The following is a 25,027-nucleotide window of genomic DNA, read 5'->3' as shown; positions in this document are numbered from 1 at the left end:
GGGATTGGCAATGCACGGGAAGGGTGCCGCAAGGGTGGCGTACCGCCTACTGCCGCCCACCCCTGCCCTCGTCACCCTGATGGCGGCCTTGGCCACCCTGCTCAGCGGCTGCCAGGGCCAGGCCGACGCCCCGGTGGGCAACGCCCGGCCCGCCACCGTCCTGCCCTCCGGCTACGGCGCCCAGTTCCTCGCCGTCGGCGAGTGCAGCTCCTTCGGCACCACCAGCTTCACGGAGGTCCCCTGCACCAGCGAGCGGGCTGCCGCCCGGGTCGCCGCCCGCTACGACGGCACGGTCACCGACGGCCCACTGTGCCCGCCGACCACCGACTTCGTCCTGCACATCAGCGAGCAGCGGCCGCAGGACGACGAGGACGGCGACGGCGCGATCCCCCGGGGCTACGCCTGCATGCGCAACCTGGAACCCCCGCACCCCGGCGACCCGGGCGCCGGCGGCGGGCCCCGCACGATGCCCGGCGACTGCGTGTACGACTCGGGCGGGGGTCAGGTGCGGGAGACGGCGTGCGACGGCTCGGGGCACCGGAAGCCGGAGTACGAGGTCGCGGAGGCGGTCGCCGAGCGGTCCGAGTGCCCTGCGTCGACGGTGCTCTACGTCGAGTTGGGCGGGAGGCGGCCGGTGGGGTGCGCCCGGCCGGTGTGATGTCTCCTTCCAACCCGCCATCAGCCCAACCCGCCATCAGCCACGACGGCGGAGCCCGGCCACGCCGGACCCCGCCGTCATCAGCTGCCGGACCGGCGCGTCACGGCCGCAACGCCGGCTCCCTCTCCACGCCCCGCGCATCCAGCTTCGCGTCAAACCGAGCCAGCGGCTTCGCCGCAGACGGGTTCTTCTGGACCGCGGACGACGCGACCCCCGCCCACTCCAGGATCCGCGCCGTCGCCAGCGCCTTCTCCTCGGCCACCAACCCCGCGACGTTCGCCCCGTGGTTCAACCCGGGCGCCGTGAAGACGTACGAGTCACGGGCCCCCGCGCCGAGCCTGAACCGCTCCGACCCCCACGGGTCGTTCTGGCCGTAGACGAACAGCATGTGGTGCGCGTGGTGCCGGACCCACGTGTCCACGTCCCGCATCGCCAGCGGCCGGAAGCGCATCGGGATGGAGCGGGGCACGAAGTTGCGCGGCGGCTGGTAGCCGTAGCGGATCAACTTTCGCTCGATGTACGGGAAGTGGATGGTGGGGGCGCCCAGTTGCGTGCCCGCCTGGTAGTAGTACGGCGTGTACTGCTCCAGGCCCTGGTCGGTGTAGGCGGAGAAGCCCGAGATCGTGTCGACCGAGTCCCAGATCGCGTCGTCCGTCGCGGTCGCCGCGTTCGCCGGGACGGAGTCGCAGTCCTTGAGCAGGCTGTACTGCCAGAAGCCCCAGACGTAGTCGAGGACGACCGCCTCGTAGGCCTTGTCCAGGCCGCCGATGGTGTCGAAGGTGTAGTGGTTGTCGGCGGCGTACCGGGTGTACTTCTTCTCCAGCGCCTCTCGGCGGACCAGGGCCTCACGCTGGACCGCGTTCAGCCGGTCCCGGCACTCCTTGGTGCCGACGGCGGCGAAGAAGCGGTCGTAGGCCGAGTCCTCGTTGTTGACGACGTCGTTGGGGGCCACGTATGCCACCACGCCGTCCATGTCGTGGGGGTAGAAGCGCTCGTAGTAGGTGGCCGTCATGCCGCCCTTGGAACCGCCGGTGGCCAGCCAGTTGGCGGAGTAGACCGGCTTCAGGGCCTCGTAGACGCGGTGCTGGTCGCTCGCCGCCTGCCAGATGTCCAGCTTGGACCAGTCGGCCGGGTCGGGGCGGGACGGCGTGAAGAAGCGGTACTCCAGGGAGACCTGGTTGCCGTCCACGATCTGGGTGGGCTCGCGGCGGGACGGGTTCGTGGAGACGTTGTAGCCGCTGGTGTAGAAGACCGTGGGGCGGGACACGTCCTTGTGCAGCACGGTGATGCGCTGCTGGAAGGTTCCGCGGTCCGGGTGCCGGTGGTCGACCGGCTGGGTGTAGTTCAGGACGAAGTAGCGGTAGCCGGGATACGGCTTCTCCTGGATCAGGCTCATGCCGGGTATCGACAGGAGCCGGTCCTTGATGTCGGTGGGCTCGGACTGTGCGGCGGTGGCCGCGCCCGCTGTGCTCAGCGTGCCTATGAACACCGTGAGCGCCAGCAGCCATCTGAGCGCCTTGCGCATGCGCACTCTCCCCTGTGAGACAGATGTGCGCCGGAAGCTATCGGAGCAACTGCCGTCACACCAGGGGGGATTGAGTGGTGTTCGCGATCAGCACAGGATTCGGGGCATGGGTCAGCACAGGATCCAGCCAGAGCTGACCGAATCCCTGCCCACCGTCCCCTTCACCCACACGCAGCGCCGGCCCGCGTGGACCGTCACCGGGCCCGCGAGGTGCTTGTAGCGGCCCTTGTCCACGACCGGACGGTTGCCGCGGGCCTGTACGCTCACCGACATCACGCGCTTGACGCCGGGGTTCCGGGCGGTGGTGACGGCGCAGACGTAGCCCTTGCGCTCGAAGACGTGCACCGTGCCGGTACTGAAGGGCAGGGTTCTCACCTCGCGCCCGGCGCAGGAGCTGTTCACCGCCGCACTGGCGGTGCCGGGCACCGCCAGTGCGAGCCCGAGGGACCCGGCCAGGACGGCCGCACCCATCGCAAGGCGCCGGCGTATCGCACCACTGTCCACTGTTGTCCTCCCCGTACCGCCGCCATGCATGGCCGATGACCGTACTGATGTACGGACGCATGACATGTGTCGGATGGTTGCACGGCCGTCAGAAGGACGGGCGACCGGACGCCTGCCTCAGCGGGTCACTCCCACCGGCTCCTCCGGTTCGGACTCGCCCACGAACGTCCGCCACAGGTCGGCGTACCGGCCGCCGAGGGCGAGGAGTTCATCGTGGGTGCCGTCCTCCACCACCCGGCCGTGGTCCATGACCACCACCCGGTCCGCGCGGGCCGCCGTGGTCAGCCGGTGGGCGACCACCAGCGTCGTACGGCGGCCCGTCAGGCGGTCGGTGGCCTGGTTGACCTGGGCCTCGGTGGCCAGGTCCAGGGCGGCCGTGGCCTCGTCGAGAAGGAGGACGTCGGGGTCGACCAGTTCGGCGCGGGCGAGCGCGATCAGCTGGCGCTGGCCGGCCGAGAGGTTGCGCCCCCGCTCGGCGACCTCGTGGAGGTAGCCGCCGTCGAGCGTGGCGATCATCTCGTGCGCGCCGACCGCCCGTGCGGCGGCCTCGACCTCGGCGTCGGTGGCGTCGGGGCGGCCGTAGGCGATGGCGTCGCGGACGGTGCCCGGGAAGAGGTACGCCTCCTGCGGGACGACGCCGAGGCGGTGCCGGTACGAGGTCAGATCCAGGGTGCGAAGGTCCGTGCCGTCGGCCGTGACCCGGCCGGAGGTGGGGTCGTAGAACCGGGCCACCAGCTTGACGAGGGTCGACTTGCCGGCGCCCGTCTCGCCGACGAAGGCGACCGTCTGCCCGGCCGGGATCGTCAGGTCGATGCCGGTCAGGGCCTCTTCGGCCTCGTCGGCGGCACCGTACGCGAAGTGCACGTCCTCGAAGGCGATGTCGCCCTGCAGGGCGCGGACTTCGAGGGGTTCGTCGGCGGGCTTCGTGGAGGTCGGCTCGCGCAGCAGTTCCTGGATGCGGCCCAGCGAGACCGTGGCCTGCTGGTAGCCGTCGAAGACCTGGGAGAGCTGCTGGACCGGGGCGAAGAACAGGTCGATGTAGAGGAGGTACGCCACCAGGGCGCCCGTGGTGAGTGTGGCCGCCTCGATGCGGCCCGCGCCCGCTATCAGGACGCTCGCCGCGGCCACCGACGACAGCAGCTGCACGAACGGGAAGTAGACGGATATCAGCCACTGGCCCCGGATACGGGCCTGGCGATAGCTGTCGCTGCGCTCCGCGAACCGCCGCCCGCCGTCCCGCTCGCGCCGGAACGCCTGCACGATCCTGAGCCCGGCCACCGACTCCTGGAGGTCGGCGTTGACCAACGACACCCGCTCACGGGCGAGTTCGTACGCCTTCACGCTCGCCCGGCGGAAGAAGAAGGTGGCGACGATCAGCGGGGGCAGGGTGGCGAAGACGACGAGGGCGAGCTGGACGTCGAGCACCAGCAGGACGCCCATGATGCCGAAGAAGGTGACGACCGAGACGAACGCCGTGACCAGGCCGGTCTGCAGGAAGGTCGAGAGGGCGTCGACGTCCGTCGTCATCCGCGTCATGATCCGGCCGGTCAGCTCGCGCTCGTAGTAGTCGAGGCCGAGCCGCTGGAGCTGGGCGAAGATCTTCAGACGCAGGGAGTACAGGACGCGTTCGCCGGTACGGCCGGTCATCCGGGTCTCGCCGATCTGGGCGGCCCACTGCACCAGCACGGTGAACAGGCCCAGCAGGGAGGCCGCCCACACCGCGCCGAGGGCCGTCTTCGTGACGCCCTGGTCGATGCCGTGCCGGATCAGCACCGGCAGCAGCAGGCCGGCTCCCGCGTCCACGGCGACCAGCAGCAGGCTGACGAGCAGGGGTGCGCCGAAGCCGCGGAGCAGGCGCCGCAGGCCGTACGACTCCTCGGGGCGTACCGCGCGGGCCTCGTCGATGTCGGGGGTGTCGGTGGCCGGGGGCAGCGCCTTGACCTGGGCGAGGAGTTCGGGGGTGGCCGGAGTGCCGGTCAGCGCTGCGTCCTTGGCGTTCTCGGCCTCACGGTCGCCGGTCCACAGCCGCGGGGTGACCCCGCGCTCGGCGTCGAACTCGGCGTCCAGCTCCTCGCGGACGGACATGTCCTCCTGCGGCTGGGCCGGGCGGGCGTGGCCCGGGGAGACCCCGCCCAGCTCGTCCGGGTCGGTCAGCAGACGGCGGTAGAGGGCGGAGCGCTCCTGGAGCTCCTCGTGCGTGCCGAGGTCGGCGAGCCGGCCGCCGTCCAGGACGGCGATGCGGTCGGCGAGGCCCAGGGTGGAGCGGCGGTGCGCGATGAGGAGGGTGGTACGGCCCTCCATGACGTGCTTGAGCGCCTCGTGGATCTCGTGCTCCACGCGGGCGTCCACGGCCGAGGTCGCGTCGTCCAGGACCAGCAGGCGCGGGTCGGTGAGCAGGGCACGGGCGAGCGCGACGCGCTGGCGCTGGCCGCCGGAGAGGGTCAGGCCGTGCTCGCCGACCTTGGTGTCGTAGCCCTCGGGCAGCTCGGCGATGAAACGATCCGCCTGGGCGGCGCGGGCGGCGGCCTCGATCTCCTCCTGGGTGGCGTCCGGGCGGCCGTAGGCGATGTTGTTGCGGACGCTGTCGGAGAAGAGGAACGAATCTTCGGGCACCAGTCCGATCGCTGCCCGGAGCGAGTCCGTGGTCAGCTCGCGCACGTCGTGCCCGCCGATCAGGACAGCGCCGTGGGTGACGTCGTAGAAGCGCGGCAGGAGCAGGGAGAGGGTGGACTTGCCGGAGCCGGAGGAGCCGACCACGGCCAGGGTCTCCCCCGGCCGGATCTCGAAGCTGAGCCCTTCGAGCACCGGGCTGGTTTTGCCGGGAGTGCGCGCGTACCCGAAGGACACGTCGTCGAACTCGACGGTGGCGGGCGCGTCGGCCGGGAGGGTCTTCGTGCCGTCCTTCAGGGTCGGCTCGGTGTCGATCAGCTCCAGGACGCGCTCGGTGCCGGCGCGGGCCTGCTGGCCGACGGTGAGCACCATGGCGAGCATGCGGACCGGGCCGACCAGCTGGGCGAGGTAGGTGGAGAAGGCGACGAAGGTGCCGAGGGTGATGTGCCCGCGGACCGCGAGCCAGCCGCCGAGGGCCAGCATGGCGACCTGGCCGAGGGCCGGGACGGCCTGGAGCGCGGGGGTGAACTTGCTGTTCAGGCGTATGGTCCGCAGGCGCCCGGCGAAGAGGCGGCGCCCGACCTCGCGCAGCTTCCCGGTCTCCTGCTCCTCCTGCCCGAAGCCCTTCACCACGCGTACACCGCTCACCGCGCCGTCGACCACACCGGCCACGGCGGCGGCCTGGGCCTGGGCGTACCAGGTGGCGGGGTGGAGCTTGGTGCGGCTGCGCCGGGCGATCCAGCCGAGGGCCGGGGCCACGGCCAGGGCGACCAGGGTCAGCGGCAGCGACAGCCAGGCCATGATCGCCAGGGAGATCAGGAAGAGCAGGACGTTCCCGATGGTCATCGGGAGCATGAAGAGCAGGCCCTGGATCAGCTGGAGGTCGCTGGTGGCCCGGCCGACCACCTGCCCGGTGGACAGCTCGTCCTGGCGGCGGCCGTCCAGGCGGGTGATCGTGTCGTACATCTCGGTCCGCAGGTCGTGCTGGACGTCGAGGGCGAGCCGGCCGCCGTAGTAGCGGCGGATGTAGGTCAGGGCGTAGACGAGGACGGCCGCGCCGAGCAGCGCGCCGGCCCACGGGGCCATGGAGCGGGTGTGGTGGCCGATGACGTCGTCGATGATCACCTTGGTGATCAGCGGGACCACGGCCATCACGGCCATGCCGACCAGGGAGGATCCGAGGGCGAGGACGACGTCCTTCGGATACCGCCAGGCGTAGCCCGCCAGCCGTCGTGCCCATCCCCGCTGCGCTGCCACGCCGGTGCCTCCCGTTCAGTTCTGCTCTTCCGGAAGGCTCCAACGTCAGCGGGGACGGATTTCATCCCTCTGCAACAAAACGGAAGCGGACGTCAGGCACGTACCCGCAAGTAGTAGAACCGGGTCGTCTGGGCCTGGTTCTGGTTGTCGTCGCTGACCAGCAGGACCTTCAGGCGGCCGGTGTGGTCACGCCCCGTGATCGTCATGCCCTCGATGTTGTCCAGGAGGGGGTTCGGCTGGGGCTGCTTGGCCGTGGCGCCCAGGGTCGGGCAGGTGACGAGGTCGGTCAGCAGGGTCTTCTTGATCAGGTGGACGTCCGGCCGGCCGGTCAGGTTCTCGACGGTGCTGGTGTCCGTGGCGTGGCGGAGGTCGGCCTCGTAGAGGCGGACGGTGTTGCCGACGCCCGCGGTGAAGCCGCGCTCCAGGACGAGGAGGCGGCCGTCGGGGGTGGCCTGGACCTCCGGGACGCCGAGGCCGGCGTCGGTGCGGTAGGCGTACTGGGCGGCGAGCCGGAAGCCGCCGTGATGGCGGGTCCAGGTCTGGAAGCGGACGATGCCGGTGGCGTCGCCCGAGATCGAGTACTCCATCGAGGCCAGCAGGGTGCGGCCGCCGGGCAGCATCGTCAGGCCCTCGAAGGTCTGGTTGGCGGTGGCGCGGCCGGCCGGGGCGACCAGGAGGGAGGACGGGACCGGGAGGCGGTCGAGGATCTTCCCGTCCGGGGAGTAGCGGCGGACGGACGGCTCGGTCTCGGAGGAGATCAGCCGGGTGCCGTCCCGGTCGATGACGAGCCCCTCGGAGTCGAGGTCCGCACCCTTCTCGTCGGCGAGGTGGACGGCCGACGTCGGCTGGAGGGTCTTCGGGTCCAGGCCGAAGAGGGACGAGCGGTCCTCCAGCGCGGCGAGGGAGCCGTCCCGGTCCACCGCGAGTGCGGAGAAGTTGCCGGCGAAGGTGCCCTGGTACGTCGTCTTGTCGAGCGCGTCGGAGAAGCGGTCGATGGAGACGGTCGGCGAACAGGCGTTGCCGTCCGCGGAGTTGGCGGCACCGGCGGGCCCGGCGGCGATCAGGCAGGTGGCCGCCGCCAGGCCGGCGGTGAGGGTCGCGAGTACGGTTCTCAGGCGCATGGGCGCCACCGTAGGGCGCTCCGGTGACCGGCGGGAGACCGCCTCGTGAAGCGTCGGCCCCGCGTCGGTCCTGTGTCAGTCCTGCGTCAGCCCTGCGGGGGCACCGCGACGAACGCCTCGCTCGGCGTGCTGGTCGGGGTGTAGCGGGCGGTGCTGGACGTCGTCGGCACCAGGTCCTTGTGGATGGCCTTGGCCACGTTCTGGATGGTGGTGACGCCGTAGTCCATGGTGCTGTTGTCCTGCGTCAGCACGCTCATCATGTAGTCGTGGCCGGCCCCGTTGAAGGTGCCCAGGCTGTGCACCCGCCAGCCGTGCGTGGAGCGCTGCAGCCAGCCGTTCTTGACGTGCACGGACACGCTGGACGGCGCCCCGGCGGGCGTGCCCCAGCGCTGCTCGGAGATGACCTTGCCCATCAACTTCAGGATGTAGGCACGGGAGTTGTCGCTCAGCACGCTGTTCTTGGCGGTGATGAGCTTGAGCAGCTTCTGCTCGTCGGTGACGTTCTCCTGGGTCAGACCCCAGTAACCGTCCGCGCCCGGCGTGGTCTTCGTCATGCCGGCGGCGGACAGGAAGCCCTTGATCTTCGTCAGGCCCAGCTGCTTCCACAGCTTGCTGGTCGCGTCGTTGTCCGACTGGGTGATCATGGCCGTGGCGAGCGACTGCTCGGTGTCCGTCAGGTACCGGTTGTGCTTCTTCGCGTCCCACAGCAGCGTGGCGAGGACGGTGACCTTGACCGTGCTCGCCGAGTCGTAGGCGCTGGTCGCACGCAGAGTGCAGGTCGTCTTGGTGGAGCGGTCGTACAGGCCTACCGCGACGGTGCCCTTGCGGTTCGCGAGCGCCGCCGTGATGTCCTTCTGCAGCTTGGCGGCTAGGCCGGCCTTGCCGGAGGTGCAGCTGACGGCGGGCGGCGCCGCCACGGCCGGGGTGGCGGCGGTGACGGCCGGTATGAGCACGACAGCACCGAGAGCGGCCGCGAGCGCGCCGGTGCGGCTGAAAGTGCGGGGATTCATACCCCTGTTGACACACGGAGGCGAGCGAAAGTTGCACACGTGTTCGGGGTTGACCCGCCCTTTGCCTATTCACCTGATCCTCGAGAGGACACCCCGGCGTTCGCGCCGGAGAGGAATCGCATCCTGCGACGGCGGCGCAGAGCGTTACGCATCCGGCCTCCTGGGGCACGCAGCGCCCTCAATACCGCCGGCGGAGCCGGGTGGAAGCGAACGCGTGTGCACGCGTTCGCTGGTCGTGGTGACTGTGACCCGCGACCTGCCCGCCAACCCGTCCAGCGTGCGCGTGTACCGGGACAGCCTCGGTCACTGGTACGCATCGTTCGTCGTGCCCACCGAAGTCCAGCCGCTCCCCGAGACGGGCGCGGTGATTGGTATGGACTGGGGCGTGAAGGAGATCGCGACCACCACCTCGGACGGCCACGACCTCTCCCATCCCCAGCACGGCCGTAAGGCCCGGCAGAAACTGTCGCGGTACGACCGGATGGTGGCCCGCCGCAAACCCGCGAAGGGACAGGCGGCCTCGGAGGGCTACCGCGAGGCCAAGAAACTGCGAGCGAAGGCGTACAAGAAGGTGGCCCGGCAGCGGCAGGACACCGCCCGAAAGTGGGCCAAGCGCGTCGTGAACGACCACGACGCCATCGCGGTCGAGGACTTCCGCCCCAAGTTCCTCGCCAGGACGGCGTAAGACCTCCTGGAGCGCTGCTCCGGGAGGCAGCCTGAGCCAGGAATCCCCTTCCCTTCAGGGAGGGGAGCATTCAAAGGAAGGAGCAAGGTGCGGCACAGCGCGCACCCACCCCCGCTCGACACGATGCGGCCGTGACCTCAGCCACCGATCCCCTCCCCCGCACGGCGAACGTGACCGCCGACCCGCCGCCCGCGGCCACGGCTCCGGCCGTCACGCCGCGCTGGTCGCTGCCCGCCCTGATCGCGATCATGATCCTGGCGGCGGTGCTCTACTCCTGGAACCTCTCCGGCTCCAGCCTCAACAGCTTCTACAGCGCGGCCGTGCTCAGCGGTACGCAGAGCTGGAAGGCGTGGTTCTTCGGCTCGCTGGACGCAGGCAACTTCCTCACCGTCGACAAACCACCGCTCGCCCTCATGGTCATGGGCCTGTCCTGCCGCCTCTTCGGCTTCGGCACCTGGCAGATGATGGCACCGATGATCGTGGCCGCGCTGGCGACGATCTGGATCCTGCACACGTCCGTGAAGCGGGTGTGGGGGCACGGAGCGGCCGCACTGGCCGCGCTGGTCCTGGCGTTGACGCCCATCACCGTGGCCATCAACCGGGACAACAACCCCGACACGCTGCTGGTCCTGCTGATGGTCGGCGGCGCGGCCCTGGCCCTGCGCGCGGTGACGGGCGGCCGCCTGCTGCCACTGCTCGGCTCGGCGGTCTGCTTCGGGCTCGCCTTCAACACCAAGATGCTGCAGGGCTACATCGCGCTGCCCGCGGTCTTCGCTGTGTACCTGTACGCGACCCGGCTCCCGCTGGTGAAGCGGATCGTCAACCTGCTGCTCGCGGGCGTGGCCCTCGCGGTGTCCAGCTTCTGGTGGGCGGCGGCGGTCTCCCTCGTCCCGGCCTCCGAGCGCCCCTACATCGGCGGGTCGACGGACGGCACGGCCTGGAACCTCATCATGGGCTACAACGGCCTCGGCCGGGTCCTCGGCGGCGAGGGCAACGGCGGAGGCGGGGGCGGCGGAGGCGGCGGCTTCTCCGGCTCCGCGGGCCTGGGCCGGATGTTCAACGACATCCTCGGCGGGCAGATCTCCTGGCTGCTGCCCTTCTCTGCGGTCGCGCTCGTCGCCGGCCTGATCCTGTGCGGCCGCGCCCCGCGCACCGACCTCACCCGCGCCGCGCTGGTGCTGTGGGGCGGCTGGACCGTGCTGCACTTCCTGACCTTCAGCATGGCCGAGGGCACCATGCACCCCTACTACACGACCGCCCTCGCGCCCGGCATCGCGGCGCTGTGCGGGGGCGGCGGCGTGATGCTGCTGCGCGCGTTCCGGGACGGCAGGCGGTGGGTGTGGGTGCTCCCGGTCGCGCTCGGCGTCACGGGCGTCTGGGCCATCGTGCTGCTGCGCCGGGCCTCCGGCTGGAACACCTGGCTGTGGCCGGTGATCGGTGTGGTCATGGCGGCGGCGATCGTGGGCCTGTTCGTCTTCCGGAGCGGCAACCGGGTGCGGCTGCTCGCGGCTTCCGTCACTGCGGCGGTCGTCGCGGCGGTGGCCGGTCCGGCGGCGTACGCCTGGTCGGTGCCGGCGGGGTCGGGCGGTGGCCGCATGGGCGGTACGAACCCGACGGCGGGGCCGTCGACGGGGAGCGGCCTCGGCGGTGGGCCGGGCGGCAACCCGGGCGGCTTCGGCCCCGGCGACGGCGAGCTGCCGGGCGGCACCCAGCAGGGCGGGCGGAACGGCCGGGCGGGCGGCGGCTTCCCCGGCGGCGAGATGATGCCCGGCGGCGGGAACGGCGAGCTGCCCGGCGCCCCGAGCGGGCAGAACGGCCAGAGCGGCCAGAGCGGCCAGGCTCCCGGGGGCGACGGCCAGACGGTCGGTACGCCACCCGGCGGCACCGGTACGAACGGCGGTACGGCCGAGGGCGGCGCCCCGCAGGGCGAACTGCCCGGCGGGAGCGGTGGCTTCGGCGGCGGCATGGGCGGCGGGCCCGGCGGCGGCATGGGCGGGGCCGACAGCGAGCTGATCTCGTACCTGAAGAAGCACCAGGACGGCGCCAAGTGGCTGCTCGCGGTGTCCAACTCGCAGAGCGCAGCGCAGATCGAGCTGAGCAGCAACGTGCCGGTCATCTCCATGTGGGGCTTCACCGGCACCGACAACGCGATGACCGTCGCCAAGCTCAAGGAGCTGGTGAAGAGGGGCGAGCTGCACTACGTCCAGGTCGGCGGCGGTGGCATGGGCGGCGGGCCCGGCGGGGGCAGCAGCCTCAGCTCCGAGGTGACGTCGTGGGTGAAGAAGCACGGCACGGCGGTGAAGGAGAGCGCGTACAGCAAGAGCACGACGTCGAAGTCGTCGTCCTCCAGCTCCTCGTCCTCCAGCTCCTCGCCCTCTGACTCCGCGTCCTCGAACTCCTCCTCGCAGAGCGACCAGTCGACCCTCTACCGCCTGGACCCGTCGGACGTCAGCTGACACGAGCAGCACGGCTCCACAGCCGAACGGCCCGTGACCATCGCCCGGTCAGGGGCCGTTCGACCGAGCCGGAAAAACATACGGTGTCAATAGTTCTATTTGTTCGCCCACACCAGTGATGTCGATCTTGAGCCCGGGCGTGTCCCCGATCCGGGACAGGAGCATGGCGGCAGCCCGGCACGACCGCCGAGGTGTCCCAACTCCCTTTTCTGGAGAGGCTCGTGAAGTTTCGCTCCTGGTCCATGGCCGCCGCCCTCGCCCTGACCGCCCTCCTCCTGCCCACCCAGACCGCCGCGGCCCAGGCCGCCGCGCCCTCCTGTCCCGACGGCTCGGTGTGCTTCTGGAGCGGGGAGGGCTTCGGCGGGGACTACTGGGAGTGGACGGCCCGCAGCGGCTACCGCGACATGCCGCCCAACCTCCATGACAACGTGGGCTCGTTCGTCGCCTCCACCCGCGCCTGCTTCATCAACTGGGACCCGACCGAGAAGCGGGACGTCTTCAACGGCGACTGGCGCTCCCAGTACTACGGAGACTTCGGCGGCCGCATCGACGGGGTGGGCGCGGGCGCCTGCTGATCCCGGGCGGCCGTGGACCGGCATGGCATGCTGGTCCGCATGTCTGATGCCCCGGACGGCCGTTGGTCCTTCGAAACGGCGCGCGAACCTGCCCGGTTCGGGGCCGGCAGGGTCGACGGCGTTCCCGAAACGGAACACGCCGTGGACGCCGGCGGGACGCTGTGCGGCATTCCGGAACAGCGGATCGTCCGTTACCGGCACCTGTTCGTCGCCCACGGCCGCCACGCCCGTCCAGAGTGCCGCCGGCAGATGGCGGCGGCCCGGCCACGGCCGTCCACGCAGGAACGCCTGCACGACCGGGTGCTGGCCGCCGCCCCGGGAAGCACCCGTGACGACCTGCTCTCCGCGCTGCGCACCGGCGCGAGGGTCGTTCGGTGGATCAACGGTCCGTCCGCGAGCCTTGCGCAGCACTACGCGCGGGGCGACGAGTTGTGCGACGGCGCGGAGGCAACCGCCCGGGCGCTCGGGGCCGGCGAGTCGGTCGGCCTGGCCCAAGTCGACGACGGCCCCTGGCGGTACACCGTCGTCCTGCCGCACGACGGTGGCCACCCGGTCGTCGCCCGAGGAACACGGCCGTAGATCCCCCCGGCCGCTCGCCCCACCCCTTCGGTCAGGTGCGTCGGTGTCAACTTCCGTAAGTTAGGGTCGATTTCGAAAGTTTGGTCAATTTGACGCCCGAGGCCCTGACCAGGTCGTCGGAGCGCGCGCCACCGGCGAGACCGGAGGCGCTTCACGGGGGAAAGAGCAAGTTGTTCGAAGCTGTCTTCGGCGACGACATGGGTTTTCTGGCCGGGCTCACCGTCGTCGCCGCTGTCGTGGGGCTGGCCGTGTGGGCTGTGGCCCGTCGCCGCGAAGTGGATCACGCTGTGTGGTGGCTGCCACTGGCGTTCTGTCTGACCGGTGTCCTCGGCGTCACCCTCGCGCTGCGTGGTGGCGAGGCGGGACGGGCCGAGTGTGTGATCAACCATGAGATCACCGAGCCGCTGTACACCACGCAGGGTCTGTGGAATCTGGCGATGTTCGTCCCGCTGGGCCTGTTCGGCGTCCTGGCGCTGCGGCGTCCGCTTCCCGTGCTCGTCGGTGTCCTCGCGCTGCCCTGTCTCATCGAACTCGCCCAGGCCCTCGCCCCGTTCGTGAGCGGTATCTGCGACAGCGCCGACGTGGAGATGAACGCCGGTGGGGGCGTCCTGGGCGTGGCTGCCGGGCTGGTGCTGGTGCGGGGCCGTGTCGCGTGGCGTTCGTGGGCCAAGCCCACGCTGATCGTGGCCGTGGTGTGCGCCGTGGCCGGGCCGGCCGTCTTCCGGACCGCGATCACCGCGAACCACGTGGACGGTTCCAGCGTGCGTGACGCGCACGGCGACGAGCGGGAGGCCGCCGAGCGTGTCGTCCGTGAGGCCTTCGGCGACCGGTACCACGTCGGCGACGTACGCATCAGCCCTGGCATCGACGGCTACAACGGCTGGATGTCCATACAGATCGCCGACGCGTTCCCCGCGGAGCTGATGTGGCCCGGCGGACGCCGCCTGACCGTGAGCTTCGAGGACTCCGAGCCCCCGACGCCGGCGAGCTTCCCGGTCCCCGGCGCCACCACGCCCCACAACACCCAGGAGGCGTACCGCATCGCCCGCTCCTACATGAAGGCCCATTACTCCTGGGCCGATGCGGCCTCCTTCCACGAGACGCAACCCGTCGGCCGGAAAGCCGAGTTCGGCTGGCGCACGTCATGGCGCTTCAAGGAGCGCGGGGTGGCGATGCCGCGCAGCCTCGACGTGCAGATCAACCGCTCCGGCCGCGTCTCCCGGATGCTGGTCGACTTCGGCCCCAGGCATCTGGACCTTCCGGCCCGGCTGATCTCGGCGAAGCAGGCCGAGGAGATCGCCGCCAAGGAGTGGAAGAAGAGCGGTGCCGATCTCAGCAATCTGAAGATCCACGCCGACGAGCTGAGGACCGAACGCGCCAAGGGCTGGCAGGGCCCCTGGCGCGTGGTGTGGTCCGTGAGCGTCGACGACACCCGCTGCAAGCCCGACAAGAACGGCAACGGCTGCGACCCGATGAACACGGTCCTCGACGCCGGTACCGGAGAGATCTACGACGAGTGAGGCGCCCTGTGGCTGACGCGGCCGACGGTGCATCTTCCTCGACCCGGACGGCACCGGCACGGACCAGGGCTGGGCGTCCGTCATCGTGGCGGCGGAGACCGGGGTGGTCCACGAGGTGCAGGGAGGCGGGGCTGCGTCCAGTACGCGCAGGAGGGCTACCTGATCCCCCTACTCCCCGCCCGCTGGCCCTCGACGAGACCCGCCTCGCCGAGGTCGACGAGGCGTGGGTCCCGGTCGTGACGCCCGACGGGCCCGGGGTGCTGGTCCGGGAGAACTCCGACTAGGCGCCGCAGGCGTCCTGGCCCAGGTGCGTGGGCGCGAACATCCGCAGTACGGCGGGGAGTACGACGACCGAGGGGCCGGGGGACGCGAGCGCCTTCGCCAGGTCCTCCTCCAGGGTCTCCGGGGTCGTACGGACCCCGGGGACACCGAAGGACTCGGCCAGGGCCACGTAGTCGGGGCGGGTCAGTTCCGTGGCCGTTGCCTCGCCGAAGGCGTCCGTCATGTACTCGCGGAGGATGCCGTAGCCGCCGTCGTCGACGATGAGCCAGGTCACGGGGAGGTCGTACTGCTTCGCCGTGGCCAGCTCGGCGATCGAGTACAGGGCTCCGCCGTCGCCCGAGACCGCCAGGACCGGGCGGGTGGGGTCCGCGGCGGCCGCGCCGAGCGCCGCCGGGAAGCCGTAGCCGAGGCCGCCGGCGCCCTGGGCGGAGTGCATGGTGTTCGGGCCCTGCGCGTCGAAGGCCGACCATGCCCAGTACGCCAGGATCGTCATGTCCCAGAAGGACGGGGAGTCGGCGGGGAGGGCACGGCGGACCGACGCCAACACGTCCTGTTCCAGGGACAGTTCCTGGGCGGCGATGCGGGACGTGACCCGGGAGAGCACCTCCCGTACCCGCTGCGGCGCCGACTCGTCCGTGCGCTCCTCCACCGTCTCCAGCAGGGCCTGGAGGGCCAGCCGGGCGTCCGCGTGGATGCCGAGGGCCGGGTGGTTGGACTCCAGCTTGCCGAGGTCCGCCTCGATCTGGACGACCCGGCCCCGGGGCTTGAACGTGTGGTAGTTCGAGGAGAGTTCGCCGAGACCCGAGCCGATCACCAGGAGGACGTCCGCGTCCTCCAGGAAGTCCGTCGTGTGGCGGTCCTCCAGCCAGGACTGGAGGGAGAGGGGGTGCTCCCAGGGGAACGCGCCCTTGCCGCCGAACGTGGTGACCACGGGGGCGTCCAGCTTCTCCGCCAGCGCCCTCAGCTTCCCCGACGCGTCCGCGCGTACGACTCCGCCGCCCGCGATGATCGCCGGGCGGGCGGCACGGGACAGCAGGTCCGCCGCCACCGCCGTCAGTTCGGGGCGCGGGACCAGGTCGTCCGGGGTCGCGTCCATCGCCGTCACCACCGGCAGGGCGGTCTCGGCGAGGAGCACGTCCTGCGGGATCTCCACCCACACCGGGCCGTGCGGGGCGGTCAGTGCCGACTGCCAGGCCGCCGCGATGGCCGAGGGGATCTGGGACTGGGCGCGGACGGTGTGGACCGACTTCACCACGCCCCGGAACGAGGCCGCCTGGTCCGGGAGTTCGTGCAGGTAGCCGTGGCGGCCCCCGCCCAGCCCGGCCGTCGGGATCTGGCTGCCGATCGCCAGGACGGGCGCGGAAGCGGCGGCCGCCTCCTGGAGTGCGGCCAGGGAGGTCAGGGCTCCCGGGCCCGTCGAGAGCAGCAGCGGGGCCGCCTCGCCGGTGATGCGGCCGTACGCGTCCGCCGCGAAGCCCGCGTTGTTCTCCACCCGCAGGCCCACATAGCGCAGGGACGAGCGGCGCAGGGCGTCGAACATGCCCAGCGCGTGCTGGCCGGGCAGGCCGAAGACCGTTGTCGCGCCGAGCCCGGCCAGCGTTTCCACGACCAGGTCTCCGCCGTTGCGCCCGGGGGGAGGGTTCAGAGCGGTCGAGATCTGTGCCGCCGTCGGGCGGAGTACCAGGTCGTGGTCGTGAGTCACTGCGCTTACGCGTCCTTCCGCGCCGCCGCGATCTGGCGGCTCATGATGGTGGTCAGTTCGTACGCCGTGTGGGAGGCCGCCACCGACGTGATCTCCGCGTGGTCGTACGCGGGGGCCACCTCGACGACGTCCGCCGACACCAGGTTGCACGACGCCAGCCCGCGCAGGATCTCCAGCAGCTCGCGGGAGGTCATGCCGCCCGCCTCCGGGGTGCCGGTGCCGGGCGCGTGGGCCGGGTCCAGGCAGTCGATGTCGATGGAGATGTACAGCGGGCGGTCGCCGATGCGCTGGCGCAGCTGGTCGGCGACCTCGTCGGCGCCGCGGCGGTAGATGTCCGCGGAGGTGACGATGCCGAAGCCCATCTTCTCGTCGTCGGTGAGGTCCTGCTTGCCGTACAGCGGGCCGCGGGTGCCGACGTGGGAGAGCGCGGAGGTGTCGAGGATGCCCTCCTCGACGGCACGGCGGAACGGGGTGCCGTGGGTGTACTCGGCGCCGAAGTAGGTGTCCCAGGTGTCGAGGTGCGCGTCGAAGTGGAGCAGGGCCACCGGGCCGTGCTTCTTCGCTACCGAGCGGAGCAGCGGGAGGGCGATGGTGTGGTCGCCGCCCAGGGTCATCAGGCGGGCGCCGGTGCCGAGCAGCTCGTCCGCGGCCGCCTCGACGGTCTCGACGGCCTCGTTGATGTTGAACGGGTTGACGGCGATGTCGCCGCCGTCGGCCACCTGCGCCAGGGCGAAGGGGGAGGCGTCCTGCGCCGGGTTGTACGGGCGCAGCAGCCGGGACGCCTCGCGGATGGCATTGCCGCCGAAGCGGGCGCCCGGCCGGTACGAGACTCCGGAGTCGAACGGCACGCCCACGACGGCGACGTCGGCGGTGCCGACCTCGTCGAGGCGGGGCAGCCGGGCGAAGGTCGCGGGTCCGGCGTACCGCGGGATGCGGGAGGAGTCGACGGGGCCGCGGGGCGTCTCGTTGCTGCTCATGGTGAAATGCCTTCTTTCCTGCGCTTCGCCGCGCATGTACTGCTTTCCGTACGACTCTACTGGCGAGCCGGGACCGGTTCGGACACGAGTTCGGAGGCCGGCGCCCCCTGCGGCCATGTGGGGCCCGTACCCGCGGCCGCCGTGCTGCCTCGACACTAAGCGCCCGGAAAGCGACTGCGAAGTGTACGTTTCATCCATACGAACGGGGCGGGATGGAGGAAATGCACACCATGGCCGAGGCGATCACCCCAGCCGTCCCACCGACCCCACCCGTACCGCTCTCGGCCCTGCTGGCCCGCGAGGATCTCGCGCTGCGCCAGATCGCGGGGCCGCCCGATCCGGACATCGTGATCCACTGGGCGCACACCTCGGAGATGGCCGACCCGTACCCGTACCTGCTGGGCGGCGAGCTGCTGCTCACGGCCGGGGTGCACGTCCCGGAGGCGGCGGGCTCGGGGACCTACTTCGACGACTACGTCTCCCGGATCGTGGCCGCGGGCGGGGCGGCCCTGGGCTTCGGCCTGGCGCCCGTGCACGACACGGTCCCGCGTGCCCTGGTCGCCGCCTGCGACGCCTACGGCCTCCCGCTCCTGGAGGTCCCGCCGCAGACGACCTTCTCGGGTGTGGCCCGCGCGGTCTGGCAGCTGATGGCACAGGCCCGCCTGGCCGAGCTGCGCCGGGTCACGGAGGCCCAGCAGAGCCTCGCGGCCGCCGCCTCCCGTCCCGACCCCGTCCCCTCGGTCCTGCGTCAGCTGGCCGCACGCCTGGGCGGCCACGCGATCCTCTACGGCCCCGACGGCACCGAGATCGCGGCGGCGGGCCGGGAGCCGGCGCAGGGGGCCCGCGAGGCGCTGGCGGCACTGGCGGGGGTGGTACGCCCGCCGGGTGCCGGCGAGCAGGTACAGCCCCCTGGGGCGGCCGGTTCGGCGAGCACCGGCAGCCCGTCCTCCGACGGCGCCGCCGCCTCGGCAGGCGGCGGCAGCAGGCCGGCCGGCCGCCGTACGAGTGGTGGAGCGGATGCCGACGCACCCACGGGCTCCCGCCCCTCGGCGAACCAGCGCCCCGCCGACCGCCCCACCACCTCGCTCTCCGCCACCGACCCGGCAGCCGCCCGGCCGACCACGGCCACCACCACCCGCCCCGTCCCCACCTCCGCCACCGACACCCACGGCGACACCCACCTCGCCGCCTACGCGCTCGGCGCCGGGGAAGGGTTCGTGCTCGGCGTGGCCAGTTCGCGCCGGGAACCCGGGGACCACACCATCGCCTCCGTCGCCTCCGTGCTGCTCTCCCTGCTCACCGGCGAGCACCACAGCGGCGCCGGTGCCGCCCGGTCCTCCGCGCTCGTACGGCTGTTGCTCGGCTCGGCGCCGGAGGACGTGGCGCCGCTCGTGGGAGAAGGGCGGTGGGTCGTCGTGCACGCCCGGCCGGAGGCCCAGGCGCCGGACGCCGTGGCCGCCTCCGCCCTGGGGGCCGCGCTGGGGTCGCCGCTGGTCGACCTCGCCCGGGAGGTCGTACGGGTGCTGGTGCCCGCCGAGCGGGAGCCCGTCCCGCAGCCGGGCTGGACCCTCGGGATCAGCGCGGCCGTCGGCCCGCGGGAGTGGCCGGCCGCCGACACCCAGGCGGCCCGCGCCCTGGCCCGCGCCCGCGCCACCCGCAGCCCGCTGGTCCGGCACGGCGCGCGGCCGGCCCTGGAGGACCTGGTGCCCCGGGCGGACGCCGAGGCCCACGCCCGAGCCCTGCTCGCCCCGCTCGCCGCGCAGCCCGCGCTCGCCGAGACCCTGCGTACCTGGCTGTCCCTGCACGGCAGTTGGGACCGTACGGCGGTGGCGCTGGACGTGCACCGCAACACCGTGCGGCAGCGGATCGCCCGGTGCGCGACGCTGCTCGGGACGGACCTTGACGACCCGGACGTCCGGATGGAGCTGTGGTTCGCGCTGCGCCAGGGGTGAGTGAGCCGTGTCCCAGGGTGCGGTATGCCGAGGACGCGCCAGGTCCGCTGCCCTCACAATGGGAGGCATGCCGATATCCGGGACACCCAGCCGCGCCCAGCTCGTCGACCACCTGGTGAGGACCCGTATCGCGGGGGACGTCGCCACACCCCGCGAGAACAACCTCTCCCACTACCGCAAGCTGGCCAACGGCGACCGTCACTACTGGTTCGGTCTGGAGCTGGGCGACCGCTGGTCGGACGAGCAGGACGTGCTCGCGGTCATGGCCGAACGGGTGGGCGTCAACGACGATCCCGAGTACCGGTACGGGCAGGACACCATCGACCCCGAGCTGACCCTGGACGCCCTGGAGCGCCTCGCACTTCGGCTGCGCAAGGCGGCGGACGGGCAGCAGCGGGTGCTGTTCGCCACCGGCCACCCGGGCGGCCTGCTGGACGTGCACCGGGCCACGGCCGCCGCGCTGCGCGCCGCCGGCTGCGAGATCGTGGTCATCCCGGACGGGCTGCAGACGGAGGAGGGGTACGTCATGCAGTTCGCGGACGTGGCCGTCCTGGAACACGGAGCGACGCTGTGGCACACGCACTCCGGTGCGCCGATGCGGGCCGTCCTGACCGGACTTGAGCGCGAGGGGCGTCCGCTGCCGGACCTGGTGGTCGCCGACCACGGCTGGGCCGGGTACGCCGGACAGCACGGCGTCGACTCCGTGGGGTACGCCGACTGCAACGACCCCGCGCTGTTCCTCGCCGAGTCCGAGGGCACCGTCCAGGTGGCGGTGCCGCTCGACGACCATGTGCCGAGCCCGCGCTACTACGACCCGATGACGGCGTATCTGCTGGCCGAGGCGGGCCTGGCCTGAGGCGCCCGCGGGCGCGCCGCGCGCGATGTGCGGCCCTGTCGGCAGGGCCGCACTCGCGTTCAGTTCGTGGTCGGGTCAGTAACCTCCGTGGTCTCCGCCGTGGTCGCCGTTGTCGTGGTCGCCACCGTGGTCGCCGTGGTCGCCGTTGTCGTGGTCGCCACCGTGGTCGCCGTGGTCACCGTTGTCGTGGTCGCCACCGTAGCCACCGTGGTCGCCACCGTTGTCGCAGTCGTCGTCGTTCCACCAGCCGTGGTCGTCACAGTTGCTGCTGTAGGAACCGTGGTCGTCGTGGGACGAGCCCGCGAAGGCGGTGCCCGCCGTGCCGATGGCGGCTCCGCCGGCCAGCAGCACCCCGGCTGCGGACATGGCGACAAGACGCCTCGTGCGCTGTGATCGCATGGGATATACCTTCCATCTCCATCGTCTCTCGCGGCTCCCGGAGAGGGGGCGCGAGGTGATGGCCGACGCCGCGACAAGGGGGAAGAGGCGGCGCGGTCTTCAGATGTCACCGCAATGTGTTGAGCGGCACGACGCATGCCAACGATGTCGACGCCTGCGGCTACCCGTGCGCGGTCGCGCCATCGGGTTCCGCGGCTGAGGTCCGTCGGGTACGGGGCCTCGTCGGCCGGGCATCCCGTGCGCTGCGGCTTTCACTCAAAGAGCCTAGTACCCCATGCGTCACTCGTCACTTCGAGCGACCATGCGCCGTCCGGGCCTCGGAGCGGACCCTGGTCGCACCCGCTCTCCGGCCGGGGACGCGGCCCACATCCGGTTCGTCAACTTCGTTACGCTCCGGATGTGTTCGCCCGTTCAACAGCTGCGCGGCTCACCTGGGGACGCGGACCACGCCCTCCTGGATGACGGTGATGGCGAGCCGCCCGTCCTGGGTGTAGATACGGGCCTGGCCGAGACCCCGGCCGCCGTGTGCGGACGGCGACTCCTGGTCGTACAGCAGCCATTCGTCGGCACGGAAGGGCCGGTGGAACCACATCGCGTGGTCCAGGGACGCCCCGACGACGTCCCCGACGGCCCAGCCGCCGCGCCCGTGGGCGAGCAGCACGGCGTCGAGGAGGGTCATGTCGGAGACATAGGTGGCGAGGACGACATGGAGCAGGGGGTCGTCGTCGAGCTTGCCGTTGGCCCGGAACCACACCTGGCTGTGCGGCTCACGCGGCTCGCCGAACTTCCCGTACGGCGGCTCGTCCACGTAGCGCAGGTCGATCGCCTCGCGGGCCTCGATGAACTTCTGCACGACCGCCGGGTCCAGGTGGTCGTAGCCGCGCAGCCGCTCCTGGGAGGTGGGCAGGGTCTCCGGGTCCGGGGCGGGCGGCACGGGGGCCTGGTGGTCGAGGCCCTCCTCGTACGTCTGGAAGGACGCCGAGAGGTGGAAGATCGGCTTGCCGTGCTGGACGGCCACGACGCGGCGGGTGGTGAACGACCGGCCGTCGCGGATGCGGTCGACGCTGTAGACGATCGGCGCGCCGGGGTCTCCCGGGCGCAGGAAGTACGCGTGCAGGGAGTGGGCGGGCCGGTCCGCGGGGACCGTGCGTCCGGCGGCGACCAGCGCCTGCGCCGCGACCTGCCCGCCGAAGACGCGCGGGACGACGGCGGAGCGGGACTGGCCGCGGAAGATGTCCTCCTCGAGCTGCTCGAGGTCGAGCAGCTCGAGGAGGTCCTGGAGTGCCTGGCTCATGGCGTTAGTTGTACCGGCCAGTGATTGCGGTGACCTTACAGACCCATGTCCTTGGCGATGATCGTCTTCATGATCTCGCTGGTGCCGCCGTAGATGCGGTTGACGCGGTTGTCCGCGTACAGGCGGGCGATCGGGTACTCGTTCATGAAGCCGTAGCCGCCGTGCAGCTGGAGGCAGCGGTCGATGACGCGGTGGGCGACCTCGGTGCAGAAGAGCTTCGCGGAGGCGGCCTCGGCCGGGGTCAGCTCGCCGGCGTCCAGGGCCTCCGTGGCGCGGTCGGCGACGGCCTCGGCGGCGTCCACCTCGGCCTGGCAGGCGGCCAGCTCGAACTTGGTGTTCTGGAAGGCGGCGACGGGCTGGCCGAAGACGACGCGGTCCTGGACGTACTGCTTGGCGAACCGGACGGCGGCCTTGGCCTGCGCGTAGGCGCCGAAGGCGATGCCCCAGCGCTCGGAGGCGAGGTTGTGGCCGAGGTAGTAGAAGCCCTTGTTCTCCTCGCCGAGGAGGTCCTCGACGGGGACCTTGACGTCGACGAACGCCAGCTCGGCGGTGTCGGAGGTCTTCAGGCCGAGCTTGTCGAGCTTGCGGCCGACCGAGTAGCCCTCGGCCTTGGTGTCCACGACGAAGAGGGAGATGCCGTGACGGCGGTCCTCGGCGGTGGGCGCGGCGGTGCGGGCGCAGACGATCATGCGGTCGGCGTGCACGCCACCGGTGATGAAGGTCTTGGCTCCGTTGAGGACGTAGTGGGTGCCGTCCTCGGAGAGCTTGGCGGTGGTCTTCATGCCCGCGAGGTCGGAGCCGGTGCCCGGCTCGGTCATCGCGATGGCCCACATCTCCTCGCCGGAGACGAACTTGGGCAGGTAGCGCTTCTTCTGCTCGTCGGTGGCGAGCAGCTTGATGTAGGGCAGGCCGAGCAGCACGTGCACGCCGGAGCCGCCGAAGGACACGCCCGCGCGGGCGGTCTCCTCGTACAGGACGGCCTCGAACTTGTACGAGTCGATGCCGGCGCCGCCGTACTCCTCGTCGACACGGATACCGAAGACGCCCAGCTCGGCGAGCTTGTAGTAGAACTCGCGCGGGGCCTGGCCGGCGGCGAACCACTCGTCGTAGACGGGCACGACCTCGGCCTCGATGAAGGCGCGGATGGTCTCCCGGAACGCCTCGTGATCCTCGTTGAACACCGTACGGCGCACGCCGCCACCTCCACGTACTTCGGCATGTCTGAGCATGTCTAAGCGCTTGCTCATGGCAACGTACCGGCGAGTAGGCGGAGGCGTCCAGAGGAGGCCGCGTAACGCTCGTCACCCCCGCCACGCCGCTCGGCCGCGGCGAGCCGCGCGATTCACCCGGCCGGCCGGGCCACGGCGCCCGTACGGCCCGCCCACCGGGCGCGGCCCTCCCGGGCACGGGCAGGCTGCGAACAGTCCGCTCCGCGGGCGTCGCACAGCTGCCGGGCAGCGATCGAAGGAAGGCCGCACGCATGTCATCTCCCCGAAGGGCCTGGTGGCGCGGCGCCGTCGCCGCGATGGCGGCCGTGGCCTGCCTCGTGACCACGGCTGCCCCGACTGCCACCGCTGCCGGACGCCCGGCGGCGGCAGCGGCCGCTCCCAGCCTGGCCTGGAGTCCCTGTCCTTACGCGCCCGGGTTCGAGTGCGCGACCGCGAAGGTGCCGCTGGACCACCGGCACCCCGAAGGGCGCACGATCGAACTCGCCGTCATCAGGCGGCCGGCGACCGACCCGGCCCACCGGGTCGGCTCCCTGTTCTTCAATCCCGGTGGCCCCGGGAACGCGACGGCCGGAACGGCCGCACTTCCCGCCGCGTACGAGGCCTTCCCCCGGGAGCTGCGCGAGCGGTTCGACATCGTCAGCTGGGACCCCCGCGGGGTCGGACGCTCCACGGCCGTCCGATGCTTCACCAGCGCCGAGGAGTTCGCGGCCTGGAGCGCGCGGGTGCCCGACGGTTTCCCCGTCGGCGCCCGCGAGCGGGCGTCGTGGATCTCCGTCTTCGCCGAACTGGGCCGGCTCTGTGAGCAACGTCTCCCGGATCTGCTCCGGCACGTCTCCACCACGGACACCGCCCGCGACCTGGACCTGCTGCGCCGCGCCGTGGGCGACCGGAGGCTGAACTACCTGGGCGTCTCCTACGGGACCTTCCTCGGCGCCACCTACGCCAACCTCTTCCCCGGCAACGTGCGGGCCATGGTCCTGGACGGCGCCGTCGATCCCGTCACCTGGGTGCGGCTGTCCCCGTCGCTGCCGACGGAGCTGCGCCGGCAGGCCGACACCGGGTCCGCGCAGACCCTCGCCCGCTTCCTCGACCTGTGCGGCCGCACCACGACGGACCGCTGCGCCTTCTCCGCGGGCACCCCGCGCGCCACGAGGGACAAGTACGAGCGGCTGCTGCGCCGCCTGAGCGCGCACCCGCAGGGCGAGTGGACCTACGCGGCCACCGTCGCGGCGGTCGTCGAGGGCCTGTACGTCGTCGATCCCGGGTGGACCGAACTGGCCGGAGTCCTCCAGACCCTGTGGGACGGCGGCACCCCGGCCGCCAGCGCATCCGCGTCCGCCAGGGCGTCCGGCGCGCTCCAGCCCCCCGAGTACCCCGAGGTGGAGGCCCCGTACGCGGTGCAGTGCGCGGAGAGTCCGGTCCCCCGCGACACCCGCCGGTACCACGCCTTCGAACAGCAGGCCTATTCCCGGTCGGGCGACGTGGGCCGGTACTGGACCTGGCTCGCCGAGCCGTGCGCCACCTGGCCCGCACGGGCGGCCGACCGCTACACCGGACCGTGGAACCGGCGCACCCCTGCCCTGCTCACGGTCAACACCACGTTCGACCCGGCCACCCCGTACCAGCAGGCGGAGGACCTGACCCGGCATCTGGCCAACGCCCGCCTCATCACCGTGCGGGGCTACGGGCACACCACGCTGCTGAACCCCAGCGCCTGCGTCGGCGGCCACGAGGTCCGCTATTTCCTCTCCGGCGCCCTGCCGCCCCGCGGCGCCGTCTGTGGCCAGGACGTCCGGCCGTTCGCGCCGGACGCCCGCGCACCCGGCCAGTGAGAGC

General features: G+C 71.8%; 19 protein-coding genes and 1 pseudogene. 10 read left to right on the top strand and 10 right to left on the bottom strand.

The features are described 5' to 3' along the window. The first annotated feature begins 79 nt into the window (after positions 1 to 79). The gene (locus ACWC5O_RS07545) at positions 80 to 658 is read left to right on the top strand and encodes a hypothetical protein (RefSeq protein ID WP_450580743.1); all 579 of its coding nucleotides are present in this window, start codon (positions 80 to 82) and stop codon (positions 656 to 658) included. 100 nt (positions 659 to 758) lie between these two features. On the opposite strand, the gene ACWC5O_RS07540 is transcribed toward ACWC5O_RS07545, so the two are convergent. The 5 genes from ACWC5O_RS07540 to ACWC5O_RS07520 all read right to left on the bottom strand — a co-directional run bounded on the left by ACWC5O_RS07540 (position 759) and on the right by ACWC5O_RS07520 (position 8,685). Beyond that, entirely contained in the window at positions 759 to 2,183 is a 1,425-nt protein-coding gene (locus ACWC5O_RS07540) for a S28 family serine protease (RefSeq protein ID WP_450580531.1), read from the bottom strand. A 111-nt stretch (positions 2,184 to 2,294) separates the two neighbouring features. After that, positions 2,295 to 2,687, bottom strand: coding sequence for a hypothetical protein (locus ACWC5O_RS07535; protein WP_450580530.1), 393 nt, complete (start codon positions 2,685 to 2,687; stop codon positions 2,295 to 2,297). A 117-nt stretch (positions 2,688 to 2,804) separates the two neighbouring features. Continuing rightward, positions 2,805 to 6,554: an ABC transporter ATP-binding protein gene (locus ACWC5O_RS07530; RefSeq protein ID WP_450580529.1), complete on the bottom strand. Its 3,750-nt coding sequence runs from the start codon at positions 6,552 to 6,554 to the stop codon at positions 2,805 to 2,807. 92 nt (positions 6,555 to 6,646) lie between these two features. Continuing rightward, on the bottom strand, positions 6,647 to 7,675 hold the full coding sequence (locus tag ACWC5O_RS07525) for an esterase-like activity of phytase family protein (RefSeq protein ID WP_450580528.1): 1,029 nt from the start codon (positions 7,673 to 7,675) through the stop codon (positions 6,647 to 6,649). Positions 7,676 to 7,761: 86 nt separating this feature from the next. Next, positions 7,762 to 8,685, bottom strand: coding sequence for a serine hydrolase (locus tag ACWC5O_RS07520; protein ID WP_450580527.1), 924 nt, complete (start codon positions 8,683 to 8,685; stop codon positions 7,762 to 7,764). A 247-nt stretch (positions 8,686 to 8,932) separates the two neighbouring features. Between ACWC5O_RS07520 and ACWC5O_RS07515 the strand changes: the two are divergent. The 6 genes and pseudogenes from ACWC5O_RS07515 to ACWC5O_RS07490 all read left to right on the top strand — a co-directional run. Further along, positions 8,933 to 9,364 (top strand): annotated as a pseudogene (locus ACWC5O_RS07515) (RNA-guided endonuclease InsQ/TnpB family protein); the annotation flags it as partial. A 137-nt stretch (positions 9,365 to 9,501) separates the two neighbouring features. Further along, positions 9,502 to 11,826 carry an ArnT family glycosyltransferase gene (locus ACWC5O_RS07510; RefSeq protein WP_450580526.1) on the top strand — a complete coding sequence of 775 codons (2,325 nt, stop codon included), beginning with the start codon at positions 9,502 to 9,504 and terminating at the stop codon, positions 11,824 to 11,826. Between the two features lie 242 nt (positions 11,827 to 12,068). Further along, complete coding sequence (locus ACWC5O_RS07505) at positions 12,069 to 12,401, top strand: peptidase inhibitor family I36 protein (RefSeq protein WP_450580742.1); 333 nt, start codon at positions 12,069 to 12,071, stop codon at positions 12,399 to 12,401. A 39-nt stretch (positions 12,402 to 12,440) separates the two neighbouring features. After that, a complete protein-coding gene (locus ACWC5O_RS07500) occupies positions 12,441 to 12,980 on the top strand; it encodes a hypothetical protein (protein WP_450580525.1) in 540 nt (179 codons plus the stop codon). A 170-nt stretch (positions 12,981 to 13,150) separates the two neighbouring features. Next, positions 13,151 to 14,500: a VanZ family protein gene (locus ACWC5O_RS07495; RefSeq protein ID WP_450580524.1), complete on the top strand. Its 1,350-nt coding sequence runs from the start codon at positions 13,151 to 13,153 to the stop codon at positions 14,498 to 14,500. Then, positions 14,389 to 14,784 (top strand): DUF6210 family protein, encoded by a 396-nt coding sequence (locus tag ACWC5O_RS07490; protein ID WP_450580523.1) that lies wholly within the window; start codon positions 14,389 to 14,391, stop codon positions 14,782 to 14,784. Before ACWC5O_RS07495 ends, ACWC5O_RS07490 begins: the two co-directional genes overlap by 112 nt. Here the strand turns inward: ACWC5O_RS07490 and ACWC5O_RS07485 are convergent. Together ACWC5O_RS07485 and speB are read right to left on the bottom strand one after the other, a co-directional pair. Beyond that, positions 14,781 to 16,484 carry a thiamine pyrophosphate-binding protein gene (locus ACWC5O_RS07485; protein WP_450580522.1) on the bottom strand — a complete coding sequence of 568 codons (1,704 nt, stop codon included), beginning with the start codon at positions 16,482 to 16,484 and terminating at the stop codon, positions 14,781 to 14,783. The two genes, ACWC5O_RS07490 and ACWC5O_RS07485, sit on opposite strands and share 4 nt — an antisense overlap. A gap of 5 nt (positions 16,485 to 16,489) precedes the next feature. Beyond that, the gene (gene speB / locus ACWC5O_RS07480) at positions 16,490 to 17,461 is read right to left on the bottom strand and encodes an agmatinase (RefSeq protein ID WP_450580521.1); all 972 of its coding nucleotides are present in this window, start codon (positions 17,459 to 17,461) and stop codon (positions 16,490 to 16,492) included. Between the two features lie 230 nt (positions 17,462 to 17,691). Between speB and ACWC5O_RS07475 the strand changes: the two genes are divergently transcribed. Together ACWC5O_RS07475 and ACWC5O_RS07470 are read left to right on the top strand one after the other, a co-directional pair. Further along, positions 17,692 to 19,413, top strand: coding sequence for a helix-turn-helix domain-containing protein (locus ACWC5O_RS07475; protein WP_450580520.1), 1,722 nt, complete (start codon positions 17,692 to 17,694; stop codon positions 19,411 to 19,413). 67 nt (positions 19,414 to 19,480) lie between these two features. Next, positions 19,481 to 20,269: a phosphatase gene (locus ACWC5O_RS07470; RefSeq protein ID WP_450580519.1), complete on the top strand. Its 789-nt coding sequence runs from the start codon at positions 19,481 to 19,483 to the stop codon at positions 20,267 to 20,269. A 75-nt stretch (positions 20,270 to 20,344) separates the two neighbouring features. Here ACWC5O_RS07470 and ACWC5O_RS07465 read toward each other — a convergent pair whose 3' ends face one another. The 3 genes from ACWC5O_RS07465 to ACWC5O_RS07455 all read right to left on the bottom strand — a co-directional run bounded on the left by ACWC5O_RS07465 (position 20,345) and on the right by ACWC5O_RS07455 (position 23,155). Further along, entirely contained in the window at positions 20,345 to 20,668 is a 324-nt protein-coding gene (locus ACWC5O_RS07465; protein ID WP_450580518.1) for a hypothetical protein, read from the bottom strand. Between the two features lie 427 nt (positions 20,669 to 21,095). Further along, positions 21,096 to 21,962: an acyl-CoA thioesterase II gene (gene tesB, locus ACWC5O_RS07460; protein ID WP_450580517.1), complete on the bottom strand. Its 867-nt coding sequence runs from the start codon at positions 21,960 to 21,962 to the stop codon at positions 21,096 to 21,098. Positions 21,963 to 21,997: 35 nt separating this feature from the next. Then, positions 21,998 to 23,155: an acyl-CoA dehydrogenase family protein gene (locus tag ACWC5O_RS07455; RefSeq protein ID WP_450580516.1), complete on the bottom strand. Its 1,158-nt coding sequence runs from the start codon at positions 23,153 to 23,155 to the stop codon at positions 21,998 to 22,000. 287 nt (positions 23,156 to 23,442) lie between these two features. Between ACWC5O_RS07455 and ACWC5O_RS07450 the strand changes: the two genes are divergently transcribed. After that, on the top strand, positions 23,443 to 25,023 hold the full coding sequence (locus ACWC5O_RS07450; RefSeq protein WP_450580515.1) for an alpha/beta hydrolase: 1,581 nt from the start codon (positions 23,443 to 23,445) through the stop codon (positions 25,021 to 25,023). Positions 25,024 to 25,027: the final 4 nt, after the last annotated feature.

The organism is Streptomyces sp. NPDC001450 (assembly GCF_053597295.1).
Note: the sequence above shows the minus strand (reverse complement) of the source record. Positions and strands in the feature narration are given on the sequence as shown.